16 protein-coding genes and 1 pseudogene are annotated in these 19,163 nt (G+C 76.7%); 4 read left to right on the top strand and 13 right to left on the bottom strand.

The genetic code is table 11. From position 1 onward, the window contains the following. The first annotated feature begins 96 nt into the window (after positions 1 to 96). Entirely contained in the window at positions 97 to 624 is a 528-nt protein-coding gene (locus HCK00_RS17885; protein WP_206320532.1) for a GNAT family N-acetyltransferase, read from the top strand. A 155-nt stretch (positions 625 to 779) separates the two neighbouring features. Here HCK00_RS17885 and HCK00_RS17880 read toward each other — a convergent pair whose 3' ends face one another. The 6 genes from HCK00_RS17880 to HCK00_RS17855 form a co-directional block, all read right to left on the bottom strand. Beyond that, positions 780 to 1,139 (bottom strand): hypothetical protein, encoded by a 360-nt coding sequence (locus tag HCK00_RS17880; protein ID WP_168102992.1) that lies wholly within the window; start codon positions 1,137 to 1,139, stop codon positions 780 to 782. 46 nt (positions 1,140 to 1,185) lie between these two features. After that, entirely contained in the window at positions 1,186 to 1,887 is a 702-nt protein-coding gene (locus HCK00_RS17875; protein ID WP_168102991.1) for a glycohydrolase toxin TNT-related protein, read from the bottom strand. Between the two features lie 342 nt (positions 1,888 to 2,229). Continuing rightward, on the bottom strand, positions 2,230 to 3,258 hold the full coding sequence (locus HCK00_RS17870) for a 6-phosphofructokinase (protein WP_168102990.1): 1,029 nt from the start codon (positions 3,256 to 3,258) through the stop codon (positions 2,230 to 2,232). A gap of 164 nt (positions 3,259 to 3,422) precedes the next feature. After that, positions 3,423 to 4,067: a response regulator gene (locus HCK00_RS17865; protein WP_168102989.1), complete on the bottom strand. Its 645-nt coding sequence runs from the start codon at positions 4,065 to 4,067 to the stop codon at positions 3,423 to 3,425. A gap of 160 nt (positions 4,068 to 4,227) precedes the next feature. After that, the gene (gene macS / locus HCK00_RS17860; protein WP_168102988.1) at positions 4,228 to 5,526 is read right to left on the bottom strand and encodes a MacS family sensor histidine kinase; all 1,299 of its coding nucleotides are present in this window, start codon (positions 5,524 to 5,526) and stop codon (positions 4,228 to 4,230) included. 193 nt (positions 5,527 to 5,719) lie between these two features. Next, positions 5,720 to 6,553: a lysophospholipid acyltransferase family protein gene (locus HCK00_RS17855; RefSeq protein ID WP_168103099.1), complete on the bottom strand. Its 834-nt coding sequence runs from the start codon at positions 6,551 to 6,553 to the stop codon at positions 5,720 to 5,722. 219 nt (positions 6,554 to 6,772) lie between these two features. On the opposite strand from HCK00_RS17855, the gene HCK00_RS17850 reads away from it, so the two are divergent. Both HCK00_RS17850 and HCK00_RS28515 read left to right on the top strand, forming a co-directional pair. Next, complete coding sequence (locus HCK00_RS17850) at positions 6,773 to 7,699, top strand: alpha/beta hydrolase (RefSeq protein WP_168102987.1); 927 nt, start codon at positions 6,773 to 6,775, stop codon at positions 7,697 to 7,699. Then, a complete protein-coding gene (locus HCK00_RS28515) occupies positions 7,692 to 8,555 on the top strand; it encodes a hypothetical protein (RefSeq protein ID WP_168102986.1) in 864 nt (287 codons plus the stop codon). The genes HCK00_RS17850 and HCK00_RS28515 overlap by 8 nt, the downstream gene beginning before the upstream one ends. 336 nt (positions 8,556 to 8,891) lie before the next feature. On the opposite strand, the gene HCK00_RS17840 is transcribed toward HCK00_RS28515, so the two are convergent. The 6 genes and pseudogenes from HCK00_RS17840 to HCK00_RS17815 form a co-directional block, all read right to left on the bottom strand. Further along, positions 8,892 to 9,668: an endonuclease/exonuclease/phosphatase family protein gene (locus HCK00_RS17840; protein ID WP_168103098.1), complete on the bottom strand. Its 777-nt coding sequence runs from the start codon at positions 9,666 to 9,668 to the stop codon at positions 8,892 to 8,894. A 272-nt stretch (positions 9,669 to 9,940) separates the two neighbouring features. Next, on the bottom strand, positions 9,941 to 10,882 hold the full coding sequence (locus HCK00_RS17835) for an ROK family glucokinase (protein WP_168102985.1): 942 nt from the start codon (positions 10,880 to 10,882) through the stop codon (positions 9,941 to 9,943). A gap of 58 nt (positions 10,883 to 10,940) precedes the next feature. Next, entirely contained in the window at positions 10,941 to 11,630 is a 690-nt protein-coding gene (locus HCK00_RS17830; RefSeq protein ID WP_168102984.1) for a DUF5304 domain-containing protein, read from the bottom strand. 452 nt (positions 11,631 to 12,082) lie between these two features. Continuing rightward, a pseudogene (locus HCK00_RS28845) lies at positions 12,083 to 13,024 on the bottom strand (ArsA family ATPase); the annotation flags it as partial. Between the two features lie 1,114 nt (positions 13,025 to 14,138). Further along, entirely contained in the window at positions 14,139 to 14,588 is a 450-nt protein-coding gene (locus HCK00_RS17820; protein WP_168102983.1) for an SRPBCC family protein, read from the bottom strand. Between the two features lie 186 nt (positions 14,589 to 14,774). After that, positions 14,775 to 15,560: a metallophosphoesterase family protein gene (locus HCK00_RS17815; protein ID WP_168102982.1), complete on the bottom strand. Its 786-nt coding sequence runs from the start codon at positions 15,558 to 15,560 to the stop codon at positions 14,775 to 14,777. Between the two features lie 306 nt (positions 15,561 to 15,866). Between HCK00_RS17815 and HCK00_RS17810 the strand changes: the two genes are divergently transcribed. Then, on the top strand, positions 15,867 to 17,663 hold the full coding sequence (locus HCK00_RS17810; RefSeq protein WP_168102981.1) for an AMP-dependent synthetase/ligase: 1,797 nt from the start codon (positions 15,867 to 15,869) through the stop codon (positions 17,661 to 17,663). A 94-nt stretch (positions 17,664 to 17,757) separates the two neighbouring features. Here HCK00_RS17810 and HCK00_RS17805 read toward each other — a convergent pair whose 3' ends face one another. Next, positions 17,758 to 18,888, bottom strand: coding sequence for a glycosyltransferase family 4 protein (locus HCK00_RS17805; protein ID WP_168102980.1), 1,131 nt, complete (start codon positions 18,886 to 18,888; stop codon positions 17,758 to 17,760). Between the last annotated feature and the right edge of the window lie 275 nt (positions 18,889 to 19,163).

Below are 19,163 nucleotides of genomic sequence, written 5' to 3'. Positions count from 1 at the left end.
ACCGGAAATCCCGGAGGACCGGCGCACGCCGTTCGGCCCGTCCCACCCCTACGGGTGACGTCGCGTCATCCCGTCCCCTTCATCAGGAAGTGGCGCATGACTGCTCTTTCCGGAGATCGATTACCGCTGTCCGCCGTCTCGGCGCTCTCCCTGGCTCCGCGGGGCCGCCCGCCGCGGGTGAGACCGATCGCCGAGGGGGATCTGCCCCGGCTCGCCCGGCTGGACGAGGACGTCTTCGCCGAACACGCCTACCCCTTCTTCGTCCTGCGCCAGCTCTACGACGTGCACGGGGAGCATCTGCTGGTCCTCGACAGCGAGGACGAGGGGGAGCTGCTGGGCTACGTCCTGGTGGGCACCCAGGCGGACCGGAACCGGAGCTGGATCCTGGGGCTGGGCATCGACCGGCGGTCGCGGGGCCGCGGCTTCGGGCGGCAGCTGATGGCGGAGGCGCTGCGCCGGCTGCGGGCGGACGGCGTCGGGGAGGTCCGGCTGACGGTGGAACCGGCGAACACCGCGGCGGTCGAGCTGTACGCCTCCCTGGGCTTCACCCACCTGGACCACCGGGAGAACTACTTCGGCCCGGGCACCTCGCGGCTGGTGATGGTGTTGCCGCTGCGCCCGTGAACCACCGGGTGGCCGGCCGCCCGCCGCGCGCACATCCGGCGGGGGCGCGGACCGCCGGTGCGGGGCGCGCCCCCGCCGGATGTGCCGCGGCGGCGGCCGGTGCCGGCCGGTGGCCGGTGCCGGCGGAGGGCCGGAGGGCGCCGGGGTGGCCGGGCTCACTCCGTCCCGGGACCCCGGCGGCGCAGTTCCCGCTCGACGTCCTCGCGGGCGCGGCGCTGGATCTCGTCCGCGTCCGCGAGGACCTCCTCGGCGCGCGACGTCCCGTCCGGGGGCGGGGAGGGCAGCGTGGTCAGCCGCCCCAGCAGGTCGCGGCAGGCCGCGTCCTCGGCGGGGAACAGGCGCACGTCCTGGTCCTCGGAACGCTGGCGCAGGCCGACCGCCCAGCCCTCCGGCGCGGGCCGCAGGAAGAAGTACGCGTCCGACTGGAACGGGATGTCGTGCACGCCCGGGATGTCGTAGAAGGCGTCCGGCACCCGCTCCTCACGGAGGGTGCGGACCAGTTCCCGTCGGTCCACGCTGCCGTCCTTTCCTCGGGGCGTCCCGCCTGCGGCCGGCCGGGCGTCAGTTGAGCGTCTTCAGCTTGCCCGCGGTGACGAGCTGGGGGATCGTCTGCGCGGTGCGGTACTGGATACCGCCGCCGGGCTGGCCGAACCAGGCGCGCGCCGGGCCCGCCTCGACCGTGAACGGCTCCACGACCTCGTAGAGGTGGTACCCGAACGGATAGGCCGGGTCGAGGGTGTTGAGGTTGCTGGGCGGCAGCGCCCGCTGCGCGAACGGGGTGCCGGCCGGGGCGAGGAAGTTGCCGAAGCCGCTGCCGAAGAGGTCGACCTTCTGGCCGGGCTCCAGCTCGACCTGGACCTTCAGCGGCACCCCGTTGATGAGGACCCAGCCGTCGGGGGACGGGTACCACCAGCCGGCGGTGGCGTCGTTCCAGTAGCAGGCGAGGAAGGAGGCGGGGGTGTAGCCGTCCAGCCGCTCGTAGCCGCGGAGCATCCGGGCCAGGGGGCCGTGCTGCGGGAGGTTCTTGGGGCCGAGGCGCCAGTCGCCGAGGTAGTAGCGGTTGAGCGGCGGGGCCGGCGGGCGGTTGGTCGCCGGGGTGCGGTCCGTGGTGGGGCAGGACGGCGGGCGGGGGTGGTGCACGGCCCCCGGCTGCGCCGGGGCGGCCGCGCGGGACGGCTGGAGGGGCAGCGCGGTCGCCGTGGAACCGGCGCCGAGCGCGAGCATCGTCCCGAGCAGGACGAGGAGGGTACGGAGATGACGCATGGAAGGTCCCGGTGTGTCGCGGTACGGGTGCTGACACCGGGATTCATCGCCGCCCCGGGGAGGGGCACGGGGCGCCACGCGCCGTCGTCAACCCGGTCGGACCAGCACCACCCCACGGGCGGGCCAAGCCGGTCCGGGGTGCCGCCCGGCCGGAGGGCACCCTCGGGAGCCGTGGAAGCCGGGGAGCCACCGGAGCCGTCCGCGGGCGCCCGCGCGCCGCGGGACGCACGGCGGGCGGGCGCGCCGGGAGACGGGGTGATCCCGCCGGGGCACCGCCGCGGCCCCACCGGAGACGGGTGGGGCCGCGGCGGGCAAGGCAGGGCCAGGGCAGGGCAGGCCGGCTCAGCCGAAGAAGACGCCCGCCTCGGCGTAGAGCTCCGGGCTGACCGTCTTGAGCCGGGCCGTCGCCTCGTGGATCGGCACCCGCACGATGTCCGTCCCGCGCAGGGCGACCATCGTGCCGAAGGCGCCCTCCTTGACGGCCTCGATCGCGTGCAGCCCGAAGCGGGTGGCGAGCCAGCGGTCGAAGGCGCTGGGTGTGCCGCCGCGCTGGACGTGGCCGAGGACGGTGGTGCGCGCCTCCTGTCCGGTGCGGGTCTCGATCTCCTTGGCGAGCCACTCACCGACGCCGGAGAGCCGCACGTGCCCGAAGGCGTCCAGGGAGCCGTCCTTGAGGACCATGTCGCCGTCGACCGGCATCGCCCCCTCGGAGACCACCACGATCGGGGCGTAGCGGATCTTGAAGCGGGACTCGACCCAGGCGCACACCTTCTCCACGTCGAACCGCTGCTCGGGGATGAGGATGGCGTTGGCTCCCCCGGCGAGCCCGGAGTGGAGGGCGATCCAGCCCGCGTGCCGCCCCATCACCTCCACCACCAGCACCCGCATGTGGGACTCGGCGGTGGTGTGCAGCCGGTCGATGGCCTCGGTGGCGATGTTGACGGCGGTGTCGAAGCCGAAGGTGTAGTCGGTGGCGGAGAGGTCGTTGTCGATGGTCTTGGGGACGCCGACGCACCGGACGCCGTACTCGTCGGACAGCCGGGCGGCCACTCCGAGGGTGTCCTCGCCGCCGATCGCGATGAGGGCGTCCACCTCCAGCTTGGCCAGGTTCTCCTTGATCCGGCGGATGCCGTGCTCCACCTTGAGGGGGTTGGTCCGCGAGGAGCCGAGGACGGTGCCGCCGCGCGGCAGGATGCCGCGGACCGCCGGGATGTCGAGGGGGACGGTGTCGGCCTCCAGGGGCCCGCGCCAGCCGTCGCGGAACCCGACGAACTCGAAGCCGTACTCCTGGACGCCTTTGCGGACGACGCCCCGGATCACCGCGTTCAGCCCGGGGCAGTCACCGCCACCGGTCAGTACTCCGACCCGCATGGGATCTTCCCTTCGTGATCATTCTCCGTAGTCGCGCCATTACCGTTCACGGTAGTGGTGACCGAGATCACAGGGGAACGGGAGCAACCGGGGGATTCCGTCCTTTCCCGAGGTGGCGGATGGGCCTTTCACCCGGACGGCGGGGGACGGACGGTGACGTCGCGTCAGCCGTCGTCCAGCCCGCGCTCGATGGCGTAGCGGACGAGTTCCACCCGGTTGTGGAGCTGGAGCTTGCCCAGGGTGTTCTGGACGTGGTTCTGCACGGTGCGGTGGGAGATCACCAGCCGCTCGGCGATCTGCTTGTAGGACAGGCCCTTGGCGACCAGCCGCAGCACCTCGGTCTCCCGCTCCGTCAGCCGCGGCGTGTCCGGGGTGTCCGCCGCCGCGGGCGGCGGGTCCGACGCCAGCCGGCGGTACTCGCCGAGCACGAGACCGGCCAGGCCCGGGGTGAACACGGGGTCCCCGGCGGCCGTCCGCGCCACGGCGTCCAGCAGTTCACCGGCCCCGGCGGACTTCAGCAGATAGCCGGTGGCGCCGGACTTGACGGCCTCCAGCACATCGGCGTGCTCACCGCTCGCGGAGAGCACCAGCACCCGCAGCCCGGGCAGGGCCCCGACCAGCTCCCGGCAGACCTCGGCCCCCGGCAGGCCGGGCAGGTTGAGATCCAGGACCAGCACGTCGGGCGTGGTGGCACGGGCCCGCCGCACGGCCTGGGGGCCGTCCCCGGCGGTGGCCACCACCGCGTACCCGGCGGCCGCCAGATCGCGGGCGACCGCGTCCCGCCACATCGGGTGGTCGTCGACCACCATCACCGTCGTCGGCGCCGCCCCCGCGGGACCGGCCGCGTCCGCGTCCGTGGCCGCCGGCTGCCCCGCCGCGCCCGCGCCCGGCGGTGCGCCCGGCGTATCCGGCGGTCCCGGTGGACCCGGCGCACCCGCCCTTCCGGCCGCTCCCGCCGTCCCGGTGTCCTCACCCGGCATCGTGCACACCCTCCCCCGCGCCGCCGCGCGGCACCCGCAACTCGACCTCCGTGCCCTGGCCGGGCACCGACAGCAGCTCCGCGCTGCCGCCCAGTTCCCGCAGCCGCCCCCGGATGGAGAGGGCCACCCCGAGGCGCCCCTCCCGGGCGGCGGCCGCCAGCCGCCCCTCCGGGATGCCCGGGCCGTCGTCCCGGACGGTGACGACCACCGCGTCCGGCTCGTCCTCCAGCAGGATCCAGGCCCGCGCCCCGTCACCCGCGTGCCGTGCCACGTTGTCCAGCGCGGCGCCGACGGCCGCGGCCAGTTCCGCCGCCGCGTGCGACGCCAGCGGGACGGGCGCGCCGGGCTCGGCGAAGGAGACCCGGGAACCGGCGTACGGGGCCAGCAGGGAGCGCAGATCGCAGACCGCGTCCGGATCGCCGCCCGCGTCCTGCCCGGGGAGGCACGGCCCGGGGACGCCGTCGGGGCCGCCGGTGCCGTCGGTGCCGTTCGGGCGATGCGGGGCCGCGCCCTCCGCGCCGCCGGCGCCCTCCGCCCCGCCGCCCGGCCGCCCGGCGAGGGTCACGGCCGGGCGCCGCGCCCCGGCGGCGGGACCGCCCGCCACCAGCGTGCGGAGTGCGATCTCCTGCTCCCCCGCCAGCCGGCCCAGCTCGGCCGCCTCCCCGCCGACCTCCGCGCCGCGCCGCTGCACCATGGCGAGCACCTGGAGCACACTGTCGTGGATGTCGCGGGCGAGCCGTTCCCGCTCGCGGGTGGCGGCGTCCACCTCCAGGGCGCGGGCCAGGGTCCGTTCACTGGCCCGGGCGACCTCCACCACGTATCCCACGGCGACGCTGGCGATCCACACCAGCAGCACGTTGTGGACGAGATCCTGGACGAGGGCGCCGCGCTCGGCGAGATTGGCGAGCCCCACCACCGCGGAGGCCACGGCGGCCCAGCGCCAGCCGCCCTTGAGGGCGAAGCCGAGGACCGCGCCGGCGGTCCAGATCGACGGCAGAGTGGGGCCGCCCGCGGCGATGCGCGCGGCCGTGTCCACGACCGGGGTCAGCAGGATCCCGGTGACGGCGACGGCCAGATCGGCGGCCAGGAACCGCGGGGTGCAGCGCTCCGCGGAGGCCACCTTCCGTACGGTCCCCAGCGTCCAGGCGGCCAGGAACGCCAGATAGGCGGCGGCGCCGAGGGGATGGACGTACGCGTCACGGGCGTGGACGAAGAGGGCGACGGCGTAGCCCATGGTCAGTACCCGGTAGCCGGTCAGCGCCCGCCAGAGCGGCTGCTCCACGGACATCCGTCCCCGCCGGGACGGCTCACCGGACGCTCCCGCGCCACCGGCGCCGGACCTCGCCGCGGCGCCTGCCCCGGTGGCCGCCCCGGTGGCCGCCCCGGTGGCCGCTTCGGTGGCCGGTGCCTTCACACCGCCCGCCAGGCCGCGCCACGACCGCGTACCCGGTGCCATCCCCCACCCCCTCGCCCCGGACGCGTCACGCCCCGGCGTCTTCTCCTTCTTCCCGGGCTCCCCGGGCTCCCTGGGCTCCCTGGGCTCCCCGGGCTCCCGGCGCCCGCTCGCCACCGGCCGGCTCCCGGTCCTTCTCCCCCGCCTTCTCCTGCGCCTTCTCCTGCGCCTTCTCGTCCTCTTTCCGGCGCTTGGCTTCCTCGGTGAGCTGCCGTTTGGCGACGGTGGCGTAGATGTCGACGTACTCCTGGCCGGACAGCTTCATGATCTCGTACATGATCTCGTCCGTGACCGACCGGAGGATGAAGCGGTCGCCCTCCATGCCGTGGTAGCGGCTGAAGTCCAGCGGCTTGCCGATGCGGATCCCCGGGCGCATCAGCTTGGGCACGACCTTGCCGGGCGGCTGGATCTTCTCGGTGTCGATCATGGCCACGGGTATCACCGGGGCCCCGGTGGCGAGGGCCACCCGGGCCACGCCCGGCTTGCCGCGGTAGAGGCGGCCGTCGGGCGAGCGGGTGCCCTCGGGGTAGATGCCGAACAGCTCCCCGCGCTCGACCACCCCGGCGCCGCTGCGGACGGCGGCCTCACCGGCCGCGCGCCCGCCGGAACGGTCCACCGGGAGCTGCCCGACGCCCTTGAAGAAGGCCGCCGTGAGCTTGCCCTTGACCCCCGGCGAGGTGAAGTACTCCGCCTTGGCGATGAAGGTGACCTTCCGGTCCAGCATGGCGGGGAGGAAGAAGGAGTCCGAGAAGGAGAGGTGGTTGCTCGCCAGGATCGCCGGCCCCTCCGCGGGGATGTTCTCCAGCCCCTCCACCCACGGGCGGAAGGCGAGCCGCAGCGTCCCGCCGATGGACAGCTTCATTGCGCCGTAAAGCAACCGAGGACCTCCTGTGTTCCGGCCAAGACTCTAACCCGCCCCCGGACCGGCCGTGGCACGTGCGCGGAGGCGGAGGGGACGGCCGGACCTACCCGGGTACCGGCGCCGTCGCGTACCGTGAAAACCGGCCGTCCCCATCGGCCCTCCTCCACCCGGCGCCCCGTGCCGGACCCCTGGATCACCACGACGAACAGGAGACCTCCGGTGCAGGTCCTCCCCGGAGCTGAACCGTTCCACCACGACGGCGGGGACATCGGCGTCCTGCTCTGCCACGGCTTCACGGGCTCACCGCAGTCACTGCGCCCCTGGGCCGGATTCCTGGCGGAGCGCGGGCTGACGGTGTCGCTGCCGCTGCTGCCCGGGCACGGCACCCGCTGGCAGGACATGCAGCTCACCGGCTGGCAGGACTGGTACGCCGAGGTCGACCGGGCGCTGCGGGCGCTCTCCGCGCGCTGCCGCCGGGTCTTCGTGTTCGGTCTGTCGATGGGCGGGTCGCTGGCCCTGCGGCTGGCCGTCCGCCACGGGGACGGCGTCGCGGGTCTCGTCCTGGTCAACCCGGCGAACCGGGTGCACGGGCTCTCCGCGTACGCGCTGCCCGTGGCCCGCCACCTCGTCCGCACCACCAAGGGGCTGGCGAGCGACATCGCCAAGGGCGGGACACAGGAGGCCGCCTATGACCGGGTGCCGCTGCACGCGGCCCACTCGTTCCGCGGCTTCCTGCGCGTGCTCGACGCCGAACTGCCGCGGGTGAAACAGCCGTTGCTGCTGATGCACAGCGCGCGGGACCATGTGGTGCCGCCCGCCGACTCCGCGCGGATCCTGGACCGGGTCACCTCGGCCGACCTCACTGAGGTCGTGCTGGAGCGGAGCTACCACGTGGCGACGCTGGACCACGACGCCGAGCTGATCTTCCAGAAGTCCTGGGAGTTCGTCCGGCGCCTCTCGGGCCAGGAGACGGCCACGGCCGGGGCGGACACGGGGGCGGACACCGGCACGGGGCCGGACGCGGGAGCGGACACGGCGAGGGATGCGGCGACGGATGCGGGGGCGGAGACGGTGACGGGCACGACGCAGGACACGGCGGGCGGAACGGCCCGCGGGCCGCACGAGGGGACGGCGACCGGTGGCTGAGCGAGGTACCGGCACCGGGCGCGAGGACGGCCCGGAGCCGTTCGACGAGGAAGCCGCCTGGGCGGCGATCGTCGCGGGGTACGGCGAGGAGCCGCGCTTCCCGGACGAGCCGCCCGGCCCGGCGGGGGCGGGCACCGGGGAGCCGTCCGGCCCGGGGACGAAGGAACCGGGGCGGCGCGGGAGTTCCCTCCCCGACGCCGCCGGCTTCCCCGGCTGGAAGAAGCGGGAGGGGACCGGCGGCACGGCCGGTACCGCCGGCGCGGCGCCGGACCCCGGGGACCCCTCCGGGGCCGCGGGGCCCGCCGGGACGGAGGGCGCCGCGCGTCCCCCGGCCGACGGCGCCGCCTCGGGCACGGGCACGGGCACGGGCACGGCGGAGCCTACGGCGGGCGCCGCGGACCCCTCCGCCGGCCGCCCGGGGGCAGACCCCGGGGACTCCGCGGGCAGCGGTGGCACCGGCCCGGTCAACCGCCCGCTGGGGTCGAGCGTCCTCTTCCCGGCCGGCATGGGACCGCGCGACTGGAGCCCGCGCGACCCGGACGACCCGGACTCCGAGGCCGGCGGCCCGGGCGGCTCAGGAGCCCCGGGACAGGGCGGCGCCGGGGACGACGACCACTTCGTGCCGCCCGAGCCGCCGCCCCTCCCCGAGACGGACGCCACCACCAAGTTCGCCTGGCTGGCGGTGCTCGGCGGTCCGCTGCTGCTGATCGTGACCGTGCTGCTCCAGCAGCCGGTCACCTGGTGGATCTCCACGCTGGGGATCGGCGGCTTCCTGGGCGGTTTCGCCACACTGATCGCGCGGATGCGGGACGACGACGAGGAGGACGACGACCCGGGCCGGGGCGCCGTGGTCTGATCCGCGCCGGGCCGGCCGGTTCTCACCCGGCCGGTCCGCGCCCCACCGGTCCGGGCGGCGCCCCGTCCGCGCCGGGGCACCGGGATGCCGGGATGCCGCCCGGTGCGTGCCGGGCCCGGGCGGAGGTGGGCTCGCCGTCCGGCGCGGCTCCCGTCCCTCCGCCCCAGGAGCCGTGGTTCCGGTCCGGCCCGAGGAGCGCGCCCGCCCGGCCGCGCGTGGCCTCCGGCACCGGGGCCACCGGCGTGCGGCCGGGCGCCCGGGGCCGCGGACCGCACGCTCCCGCCCCGGCCTCCGTCGCCGGGATGCCGGCCCGGCCCCTCGCGCGGGCGGCGGCGCTCAGCCCCGGCGCGGGTCTGCGGCGGCCGGGACGCGCAGGGCCGCCAGCACGGGGAGATGGTCCGTCGCCGCCGGCAGGTCGGCGCGGCTGATCCCCGGGAGCCCGTCGGGCACCCCGCAGCCGAGGATCTCCACGCCGTCCGTGGCGAGCACGGCGTCGATGCGCTGGTGCGGCCGGCCGGGGGTCGAGGTGTACTCCCCGCCCCAGGGCGCCACGGACCAGGCGTCCCGCAGTCCGCCGGTGAGCCGGCGGAAGGCCCGTCCCCCGGGCCGGTCGTTGAGGTCGCCGCCGAGCACCGCGTGTGCCGTTCCCGTCTGTTCCGCCTGCCGGCCGAGCAGGTCCAGCACCAGGCCGGCCTGCGCCTCGCGCTCGGCCGCCGCCAGGCTGAGATGGCAGCTCGCGGCGGTGATCCGGGCGCGCCCGAACCCGAGCAGCGCCGTGGCGACCCCACGGCGGTGCAGCCCGGGGGTGAGCGGCAGCAGGACGTCCTCCGTCCGCTCCACCCGGGCGCGGAGGGAGGTGAGGATCATCGGGCCGGTGGCGGTGGCCCCGCCCGTGACGTGCACCAGTCCGGTGGCGCGGCACAGCCCGGCCACGGCCTTGCGCCAGCGGAAGAAGCGCGGCGCCTCCTGGATCAGCGCCAGGTCGGGGGCGCAGGCCCGGATGACCCGGGCCAGCGCCGCCCGGTCGTCGCGCAGCGAGCGGACGTTGTAGCTGAGCACGCGGATGACGGCGGAGCCGTCGGGCTCGGTACGGGAGGCCGGCAGGTCCGGCAGAACCGGCCGGTCCGGCCCGTCCGGCCGCCCGGACCCGGGCGCCGGTTCCCCGGGCGGGACCGGTTCCGCGGGGCCGGTGGGGCGGCGGTGGCCGGGGCCGTCCGCCGGTGCCGTCCGCCGGGGGTTCTCCGCCGTGCCCACGCGCCACCGCTCCCTCGTGTTCCGCCGTGCTCCGTGCCCGTCTCCCGCTCCGCCGCGGGCCGTGGTTCCCGGGCGCCGGTCACGGAGCCGGATCGGGCGCCGCGCCCGGGGTCCGGACGCGGGCCGTCCGCTCAGCCCTGGCGGGCCAGGTCGGCGGCGCCGACCAGGCCGGCCTTGCCGCCGAGTTGGGCGGCGAGGACCTGCGCGTGTGACCGCCACTGGCTGCCGACCAGCCAGCGCCGGAAGGACTTGCGGATCGGCTCCAGCACCAGGTCGCCCTCGTCGGAGACGCCGCCGCCGATGATGAACGCCGACGGGTCGAAGAGCGAGGCCAGGTCGGCGAGGCCCGCCCCGGCCCAGCGGGCCAGCTCCCGGAAGGAGTCCACGGCGACCTTGTCCCCCTGGCGCGCGGCCTGGCTGACATGGCGCCCCTCGATGCCCTCGGGGGTCCCGTCGCCGAGGCCGAGGAGTATCTCCGCCTGCTCGGGGGTGGCCACGGAACGCTGCCGGGCGTAGCGGACGAGGGCGCGCCCGGAGGCGTACTGCTCCCAGCAGCCCTGGCTGCCGCAGCCGCAGAGCAGCCCGTCCGGCACCACGCGGATGTGGCCGAACTCGCCCGCGACGCCGAAGCGCCCGCGGCGCAGCTTGTTGCCGATGATGATGCCGCCGCCCAGGCCGGTGCCGAGGGTGATGCAGATGACGTCCTCGTGGCCCGCGCCGGCGCCGAACTTGTACTCGCCCCAGGCGGCCGCGTTGGCGTCGTTCTCCACGACGACGGGGAGCCCGACCCGCTGCTCGACCTTGTCCTTCAGCGCCTCGTGCCGCCAGTTGATGTTGGGGGCGAAGAGGACGGTGGCCCGCTTGTCGTCCACGTAGCCCGCCGCGCCGATGCCCACGGCCTCGACCTGGTGGCCGGAGCTGACGGTGCGGACGGCCTCGGCGATGGCGTCGATGACGCCTCCCGTGGTGGACGGGGTCGCCACCGTGCAGGTGCCGAGGATCGAACCCTCCTCGTCGACCACGCCGGCCGCGATCTTCGTGCCGCCGATGTCGACGCCGATGGTGAGTGCCATGTGTCCCTCAGTTGTCCGGTCGATCCCCGCTGCGTGACCAACCGTACCGGAGGCGTGGTCAGTCGAGGTCGATGCGGTGGCTTCCCGGTGGGCTCCCGGGGTCGTCCCGGCCGTCCCGCCGGTCCGTCCCGTCCGTCGTCCCCTCGGGACCGCCGTCCCGGCCCGCGCCCTTCGGCCCGCCGGACTCCGTAGGGCCGCCCGTGTTCGGGTCGGTGGCGGGGGGCGCGGGACGGGGAGGGCCGCCGGCCGAGGGGGCGCCCGGGGCGGGTGGGGTGCCGGGGGCGGGCGGGGAGCCGGCGGTCCAGCGGCGCTCCTGCGCGCGGGCCGCCGACCGGTAGGCGGCGAGCAGTTCGGAACCGGCGGCGGCGAGGTGGTCGAAGACGTCCGGGTTCCGCTCCACCACGGGTTCCACGGCGGCCCGCGCGCGGTCCACCAGGTGCTGGACGGTGCTCTGCGCGGCCGGTCCGGCGACCGACAGCGGGAGCGAGGAGAGCCGGTCGGCCACGGCGTCGGCCAGCTTGCGGAGTTCCTCGGCCGCGCTGCCGGGCGGCGGCACCTGCCGCCCGCGGCGGCGGGCCTTCTCCGCGGCGAGGTCCTCGGCGCAGGCCGTGGCCCAGGCGTCGGGGTCGGCCGCGAGGTGCGGAGCGGCGGGGCCGGCGGCCGGGTCGGCGGGGCCGCCCTCGCCGGAGCCGGCAGGACCTGCGGGGCCTGCGGGGCCGGTGCCCGGACGCTCGGTGGGATCGCTCATGGCGGGCTCCTGCTGCGGGATCTCGGCGGTGGGACGCCTCGGCGGACGGCTCTTCCGTCGACGGTACCCGAAGCGGGGCGACGTCCCGGCGGTCCGTGCGGAGCGGCCCCGGCCGCGCGCACGCCAGGACGGCCCCGGGCCACGCGGTTACGCGGTCACGCGGTCACGCGGTCACGCGGTCACGCGGTCACGCCAAGGCGGCCCCGGGCCCCATCGGGCACGCCGGGACGGGCCCGATGGGGCGGTCCCGGAGAACAGGCCCGGCGGGACGGGACCGACGAGAGCGGAGCGACGGGACAGGCGGGTGGGACCGGCCGGACGAACACGACGGCGAGACCGGACCGGCAGGACCGAACCGGGCCCGGGCCGGCGGGACGGGCACGCCGCCACCCCGGCTGGTGCGGTGCCACGCGGTCCGCCTCATCTCCGGCGGGCCGCCCGCGGCGGCCCCGTCAGCGCGCCGTGGGCCACAGTCCCGGCTCGGGGACGAAGCGGACCCGCAGTTCGCCGCCGGACAGCCCCGCGCCGGAGACGGTGCAGCGGCGGAGGGCCGACGGCAGCGGGAGCATCCGGCGGAACCCGCCCGCCACGACGATCAGTTCGTCCCCGCGCCGCACCAGCTCCACTTCCTCACGCTCCGTCCCGGGCAGCGGGATGCGCCAGATCAGCACACCCTCCGCCGCCCGCCGGTCCTCCACCGGGCGGTGGCCGGCACCGGCGACGGGCCCCGGCGCGGGTACCGCGCCCGCGTGACCCGCCGCTCCGTTCTCCGCCTCCGCGCGGACCGGGCCGCCCGCCCACGCGGGACCGGCCGCCACCGGCCCGTCCGGCCAGGGGGCGTCCGCGAGCGGCCCGAGGGCGGCGGCCAGCGCGGCGAGATCACCGGGGCCGCGCGGTTCCCGTCCCAGGTGCGGGAGTTCCCGCAGGACGGTGCCGCCGCCGGTGCCGGCCCAGTCGGCGCGGAGGGTCTTCAGCGCGGACTGCTGAGCGCCGGAGAGGGAGGCGAGCCAGGGGTCGGCGGAGCCGGTGGGCAGCACCTTGCCCGCGATCACCGCGTCCACGCGGTGCCCGTGGAGCGCCAGCCCGGGGCGGAGCCGGCGGAGCGCGTCCACCGCGGCCGGGCCGGGTTCGGCGACCAGCCGCAGCGTGGTGGTGGACGCGTCCAGCAGCCCGGTGACGGCGGTCAGGTCCGCGCGGATCCGCCCGGCGGCCTCGTAGAGCCAGGGCGGGGGCATCGGCACCCCGGCGAGCCGGGCGAGGACGGGCCGCAGTGCGCGGGCGGCCTGCCGCCTCGGGGGCAGCAGGCGGTCCAGATACCAGCCGAATCGTTCCGGCAGCGCCAGCAGGGCCAGCGCCTCGGCGGCCGGCGGCAGATCGACGACCACGAGGTCCCAGGTCTCCGGGACGGCGGGGTGCGGGCCGGCGCCGCCGTCCCCGGGAACGGCACCGGGCGGCCGGGGGCCGGCGGCCTCGCGCGCCGGGGCGGAGCCGGAGGCGGCAGCGGCGGCGGAACCGGCGGTGATCCGCGCCGGAACGGCGCCGGGCCGGGGGTCCGCGCCGGGTGAGGGGACGGACGACGGGACGGCGCCGCGGTGGCCGCCGTCCGCGCCCGCACCGGTGGCCGGCAGCGAGGCGGGGGCCGGGGAGGTCTCGGCGGCCGGCGGCCGGGCGGGGCCGGGGAGCGGCGGGGCCGGCGGCAGTGCGCGGACCGCCCGCAGCGCGCGGAGCAGGGCGAGCCCCGGGCTGCCCGGGAGCACGGCGAGTTCGTCGCGGTCGAGCGGGGCGGCCCCCAGCAGGTCCAGCGCCGTGGCCGCGCGCTCCTGGAGCCCGAACAGCCGCTCGCGGAGCGCGGCGTCACCGTCGATCCGCGCGGCCCACAGGCCGGGCGCCGCCGGCACCGGCGCCGTCCAGGGAGCCCCGGGGCCGTGGTGGGCCGCGACGGGGCCGCGCCCGGCGGATGCGCCGGCCGGTCCGGCGGGGCCGGTCCGGGCGACGGGGGCCGCCGTGGGGCGGGTGACCGGGGCGGGTGGCGGCAGGGCCACGCCGATGAGCGCGTCCAGGACGCCGGGGGCACCGGTGGTGAGCAGCAGGACGCGCCGGCCACCGCGGGCGGCAGCGAGGGCGGATGCGGCGGCGGCGGTTGTCCGCCCGGCGCCACCGGGACCGGTCACCAGCACGGTACGGACGACGGCCGGGGCGGAGCCGTCGGCGGAGGGGGAGCCGGAGGCGGAACCGGAGACGGAGACGGAGACGGACCGATCCGGGGAGGCACCCGCGGAGAGGACGGCGGAGGGCGCCGCCGGGCCGGCGGAGGAGACCGCCGACGGGCCGGCCGGCGCGGACACGAAGGGCCCGGCCGGAGGAACGGATCTGCCGGGCGCGGACGGGGGAACGCTCCCGCCAGGGGCGGACGGAGCACCGGACGCGGCAGGACCCCCGGGACTGCCGGAGCTGCCGCAACCACCGGGGCCGCCCCGAGGGCCGCCCGGCCCGCCGCGCGCGTCCACCTCAGCCCCGCGCGCCGCTCTCGACCCGTGTCTTCAGCCCCGCGAGGGCCCGGTCGATGATGACCTTCTCGGCCTTGCGCTTGATCATGCCGAGCATGGGGATCTTGACATCGACGGTGAGCTGGTAGGTGACCTCCGTGCGGTCCCCGCCGCCGAGCGGGGCCAGCCGGTAGGAGCCGTCGAGGGAGCGCAGCATCTGCGACTTCACCAGGGACCAGCTCACCTCGTGGTCGCCGGTCCAGGTGTAGGCGAGGGTGTGGTCGTCCCGGATGGCGCCGGCGTCGAGCAGCAGCCGGACCTGTTCCGCCCGGCCCCGGTCGTCCTTGGCCAGGACCTCGGCCTCCTTGACCTCACCGGTCCACTCGGGGTAGCGGTCGAAGTCGGCGATGACCGCCATGACCTCGGCCGGCGCCGCGTCGATGGTGATGCTCGAGCTGGTGTGTTCCGCCATCGCGGGGGCTCCTCCACTACGGTCGGGCGCTCCGGTCGGGTCCGGCCTTCGCCCCTGTCGGTGAAGGCTACCGCGCACCCCCGGGCACCCCGGCCGGCCCCTCCCGCCGGGCCCCGGCCCGACGGCCCCTGCCCCGCGCGGCAGTTCGGGGGGAGGCCGCGGGGCGGCTCACGGAACCGCCCGGGCTCACCACTCCAGGGCCCAGGGTGTCCCCGTCGCCGCGAAGTGGCCGACGTTGACGCACTCCGTGGCGCCGATCCGCATCCGGCGCGCCAGCGGCTGGTGGACGTGGCCGAAGAGGGCATAGCGCGGCCGGGTCGCACGGATCGCCTCCAGCAGGGCGCCGCTGCCCCGTTCCATGCGGCGGGCGACGGTGTCGTAGCAGAGCTCGGGGACGTCCGGCGGTATGTGCGAGCAGAGCACGTCGACCGCGCCGAGGGCGGCGACCTTCGCGGCGTAGGTCTCCTCGTCGACTTCGAAAGGGCTGCGCATGGGCCCGGGAAGGCCGCCGCCGACGAAGCCGAAGACGAGACCGCCGATCTCCGTACGCTCGCCGTCGAGGACGGTGACCCCGGGCCCGGCGTACTCGGGCCAGAGGTAGGGGATGTCGACGTTGCCGTAGGTGGCGTAGGTCGGGCGGGGGAAGGCGGCGAACAGCTCCGTGTACTGCTCGCGGACCGCCGTCTCAACGGCGCCGCCGTGGCCGCCGGTGCCCCCGTCGCCGCCGCGCACGCCCGCCCAGAGCCGGGCGCCGAGCTCACGGGCCTCGTGGTAACGCCGGGCGGCGCGCAGCTCGACGAGGCGCTCGGCGTTCTCCACACCGAAGAGCCGGGGGAAGATGCCCCGCGACCGGTCCGCGTAGTCGAGGAAGAGCACCAGGTCGCCGAGGCAGACCAGGGCGTCCGCGCCGTCTCCGGCCCGGGCGAGATCCGCACTGTTCCCGTGCACGTCGCTGACCACATGGACTCGCATGAAGCGGACCCTAACGCCCCGCCGCCCGGTCCGGGAGACCGTCGCCCACCTGCGCTTCCTCAGGCCACCTGCGCTTCCTCGGGCCGCCGGAGTGCGGTGCACTAGTCTTCCGCGTGCATGCCGTGGCACTCCCGGGCATGTGTGACGAGGAGAACATCTGGACGACCCCCCTACCGGGAAGCGCATACCGATGGGTAACGTCCCCGCCGTCCCAAGCCCCCGATCAAGGACAGCAGCCGCGGCGAAGCGCCGGACACGACCCGGACACGACGTGGAGCCACCGGCGCCTGTGAGGAGCAAGCAGTCTTGCGTGAGTTCAGCCTTCCGGCCCTGTACGAGGTCCCCGCGGACGGGAACCTGACGGATCTGATCCGACGCAACGCCGCGCTCCACCCCGAGGTCGCCGTCCTCTCCCGGAAGCGCGACGGGGGCTGGGAGGACGTGACGGCGGCGGCCTTCCTCGCCGAGGTCCGGGCGGTGGCCAAGGGCCTGATCGCGGCGGGGGTCCGCCCCGGCGACCGGATCTGCCTGATGTCCCGCACCCGCTACGAGTGGACCCTGCTGGACTTCGCGATCTGGGGCGCGGGCGGGGTCACCGTCCCCGTCTACGAGACGAGTTCACCCGAGCAGATCGCCTGGATCCTGGGCGACTCCGGCGCGGTGGCCTGCCTGGTCGAGACGGACGCGCACGCCGGCGCGGTGAACACGGTCCGCGAGCGGCTGCCCGGGCTGCTGCACGTCTGGCAGATCGAGCGGGGCGCCGTGGACCTGCTGCGCGAGCAGGGCGCCGGGATCACCGACGAGGAGGCCGACGAGCGCGCCGCGCTGGCCGGTGCCGACTCCCCCGCCACCATCGTCTACACCTCCGGCACCACCGGCCGCCCCAAGGGGTGCGTGCTGACGCACCGCAACTTCTTCGCCGAGGCCGGGAACGTGGTGGAGCGGCTGCGCCCGCTGTTCCGCACCGGCGAGTGCTCCGTCCTGCTGTTCCTGCCCGTCGCCCACGTCTTCGGCCGGCTGGTGCAGGTCGCGGCCGTCCTCGCGCCGATCCGGCTGGGCCACTGCGCGGACGTGAAGCAGCTCACCGAGGAACTCGGCTCCTTCCGGCCGACGATGGTGCTCGGGGTGCCCCGGGTCTTCGAGAAGGTCTACAACTCCGCCCGCGCCAAGGCCCAGGCCGACGGGAAGGGCCGGATCTTCGACAAGGCCGCGGACACGGCCATCGCCTACAGCCGCGCGCTCGACGCCCCCGGCGGCCCCTCCCTCCGGCTGCGGCTGGCCCACCGCGTCTTCGACAAGCTGGTCTACGCCAAGCTGCGGGCCGCGCTCGGCGGCCGGGCCCGGCACGCCATCTCCGGCGGCGCGCCGCTGGGCGAGCGGCTGGGCCACTTCTACCGGGGCATCGGCTTCACCGTCCTGGAGGGCTACGGCCTCACCGAGTCCTGCGCGGCCACCGCCTTCAACCCCTGGGACCGGCAGAAGATCGGCACGGTCGGCCAGCCGCTGCCCGGCTCGGTGGTGCGCATCGCCGACGACGGCGAGGTACTCCTCCACGGCGAGCACGTCTTCACCGGCTACTGGAACAACGAGGCGGCCACCGCCGAGGCGCTCGCCGACGGCTGGTTCCACACCGGCGACCTCGGCACCCTGGACGAGGACGGCTACCTGCGCATCACCGGCCGGAAGAAGGAGATCATCGTGACGGCGGGCGGCAAGAACGTCGCCCCGGCCGTGATCGAGGACCGCATCCGGGCGCACGCGCTGATCGCCGAGTGCATGGTGGTCGGCGACGGCCGGCCGTTCGTCGGCGCGCTGATCACCCTGGACGAGGAGTTCCTGCCCCGCTGGCTGGCGGAGCACGGCAGGCCCGCGGAGCTGACCCCGGCCGATCTGCGGGAGGACGCGGAACTGCTGGCGGCCGTGCAGAGGGCGGTGGACGACGGCAACGCGGCCGTCTCCCAGGCGGAGTCGGTGCGCAAGTTCCGGGTGCTGCCGGCCCAGTTCACCGAGGAGTCGGGGCACGTGACCCCGTCGCTGAAGCTCAAGCGCGGGGTGGTGGCGAAGGACTTCGCCACCGAGATCGACGCGCTGTACACGAGGTGACCACGGCCGGCCGGGGTCGCGTCCCCGCCGGGGACGCCGGGGACCGCGGGCCGGCCCCGTCCGGCGTGAGCGGCTCAGGGCGGCTCGGGGCGGCTCAGAGCAGCGAGGCCAGGCGGTCGGCGAGCAGGTCGCGCCGCCAGCGCTCCTCGATCCACGCGCGGCCCCGCTCCCCCATCCGGTCCCGCAGCTCCGGGTCGCGCAGCAGGCTCGTGAGGCGTTCCGCGGTCTCCGTCACCGACGTGCCGCGGACCACCCAGCCCGTCTCCCCGTCCAGCACGGCGTCGGGCGCGCCGCCGGAGTCCCCGGCGATCACCGGCAGACCGGTGGCGGACGCCTCCAGGTAGACGATGCCGAGCCCTTCGACGTCCAGCCCGCCGCGGCGGGTGCGGCAGGGCATCGCGAAGACGTCCCCCGCGCCGTAGTGGGCCGGCAGCTCGGCGGCCGGGACGGGGCCGGTGAAGCGCACCGCGTCCGCCACCCCCCGCTCGGCGGCCAGCCGCTCCAGGTCCCGGCGGTACGGGCCGCCGCCGACGATCAGCAGCACCGTGTCCGGTACGGCAGCCCGCACCTGGGGCAGCGCCCGGATCAGGGTGTCCTGCCCCTTCCGCGGCACCAGCCGGGAGACGCACACCACGACGGGCCGGCCGGCCAGCCCCAGCCGCGACCGCACCGCGTCACCGCCGGAGCCCGGGTGGAAGGTCTTCTCGTCGACGCCCGGCGGCAGATGCGTCATCCGGGCCGCCGCCTCCGGGGTGAGCGCTGCGGCGATACGGGACCGGGTGTACTCCCCCAGATACGTCAGCGTGTCCGTGGACTCCCCGATCCGGCGGAGCAGCCGGCGGGCGCCGGGCAGCGCGGCCCAGCCCGCCTCGTGGCCGTGGGTGGTGGCGACGAGACGGCGGGCGCCGGCCCGGCGCAGGGCGGGCGCCATCAGCCCCAGCGGGGCGGCGGCGCCGAACCAGACCGCGGTGCAGCCGTGTTCCCGGAGCAGTTCCGCGGCGCGGCGGGTCGCGCGGGGCGTGGGCAGCAGCATGGTCGCGCGGTCCCGGACGACGGGGAACGGCTGCTCGGCGTCGAACCGGGCCACCTCGGCGCCGTCCTTCCAGGTGGAGGCGTAGACCACGAGACGGCCGGGGTCCAGCCGCAGCGCCATGCTGTGCAGGAAGGACTGGATGCCGCCGGGGCGGGGCGGGAAGTCGTTGGTGACGAGCAGGGTCTTGTCCATCGCGGCCGACAGTACCCGGCCGGGCCCGGCGGGACGGCCGCCAGGGTCTCCGGCACCACGGCCGGGCAGCCGGGCCCGGGCCGGCCCCCGCGCCCGGTGGGCACCCGGCGGAGCCGCACCCGCGCGCCGGAGACGGCCCGGCGGCGCGGCGGGGGGGGGGGGGGGGGGGGGGGGGGGGGGGGGGGGGGGGGGCGGGGGGGGGGGGGGGGGGGGGGGGCGGGGGGGGGGGGGGGGGGGGGGGGGGGGGGGGGGGGGGGGGGGGGGGGGGGGGGGGG

The sequence above is a fragment of the Streptomyces zingiberis genome (genome assembly GCF_012034935.1).
Taxonomy (GTDB): domain Bacteria; phylum Actinomycetota; class Actinomycetes; order Streptomycetales; family Streptomycetaceae; genus Streptomyces; species Streptomyces zingiberis.
The sequence above is the reverse complement of the archived record's forward strand: the minus strand, read 5'-3'. Positions and strand labels throughout refer to the sequence as shown.

Bases quoted from the DNA above. Each gene is read 5' to 3' on its own strand.
- HCK00_RS17835 (WP_168102985.1), bottom strand. From the start codon at position 10,882: ATGGCACTCACCATCGGCGTCGACATCGGCGGCACGAAGATCGCGGCC.
- HCK00_RS17885 (WP_206320532.1), top strand. From the start codon at position 97: ATGACTGCTCTTTCCGGAGATCGATTACCGCTGTCCGCCGTCTCGGCG.
- HCK00_RS17870 (WP_168102990.1), bottom strand. From the start codon at position 3,258: ATGCGGGTCGGAGTACTGACCGGTGGCGGTGACTGCCCCGGGCTGAAC.
- HCK00_RS17865 (WP_168102989.1), bottom strand. From the start codon at position 4,067: ATGGTGGTCGACGACCACCCGATGTGGCGGGACGCGGTCGCCCGCGAT.
- HCK00_RS17805 (WP_168102980.1), bottom strand. From the start codon at position 18,888: ATGGACAAGACCCTGCTCGTCACCAACGACTTCCCGCCCCGCCCCGGC.
- HCK00_RS17875 (WP_168102991.1), bottom strand. From the start codon at position 1,887: ATGCGTCATCTCCGTACCCTCCTCGTCCTGCTCGGGACGATGCTCGCG.
- HCK00_RS17815 (WP_168102982.1), bottom strand. From the start codon at position 15,560: ATGCGAGTCCATGTGGTCAGCGACGTGCACGGGAACAGTGCGGATCTC.
- HCK00_RS17820 (WP_168102983.1), bottom strand. From the start codon at position 14,588: ATGGCGGAACACACCAGCTCGAGCATCACCATCGACGCGGCGCCGGCC.
- macS (WP_168102988.1), bottom strand. From the start codon at position 5,526: ATGTCCGTGGAGCAGCCGCTCTGGCGGGCGCTGACCGGCTACCGGGTA.
- HCK00_RS17855 (WP_168103099.1), bottom strand. From the start codon at position 6,553: ATGAAGCTGTCCATCGGCGGGACGCTGCGGCTCGCCTTCCGCCCGTGG.
- HCK00_RS17830 (WP_168102984.1), bottom strand. From the start codon at position 11,630: ATGAGCGATCCCACCGAGCGTCCGGGCACCGGCCCCGCAGGCCCCGCA.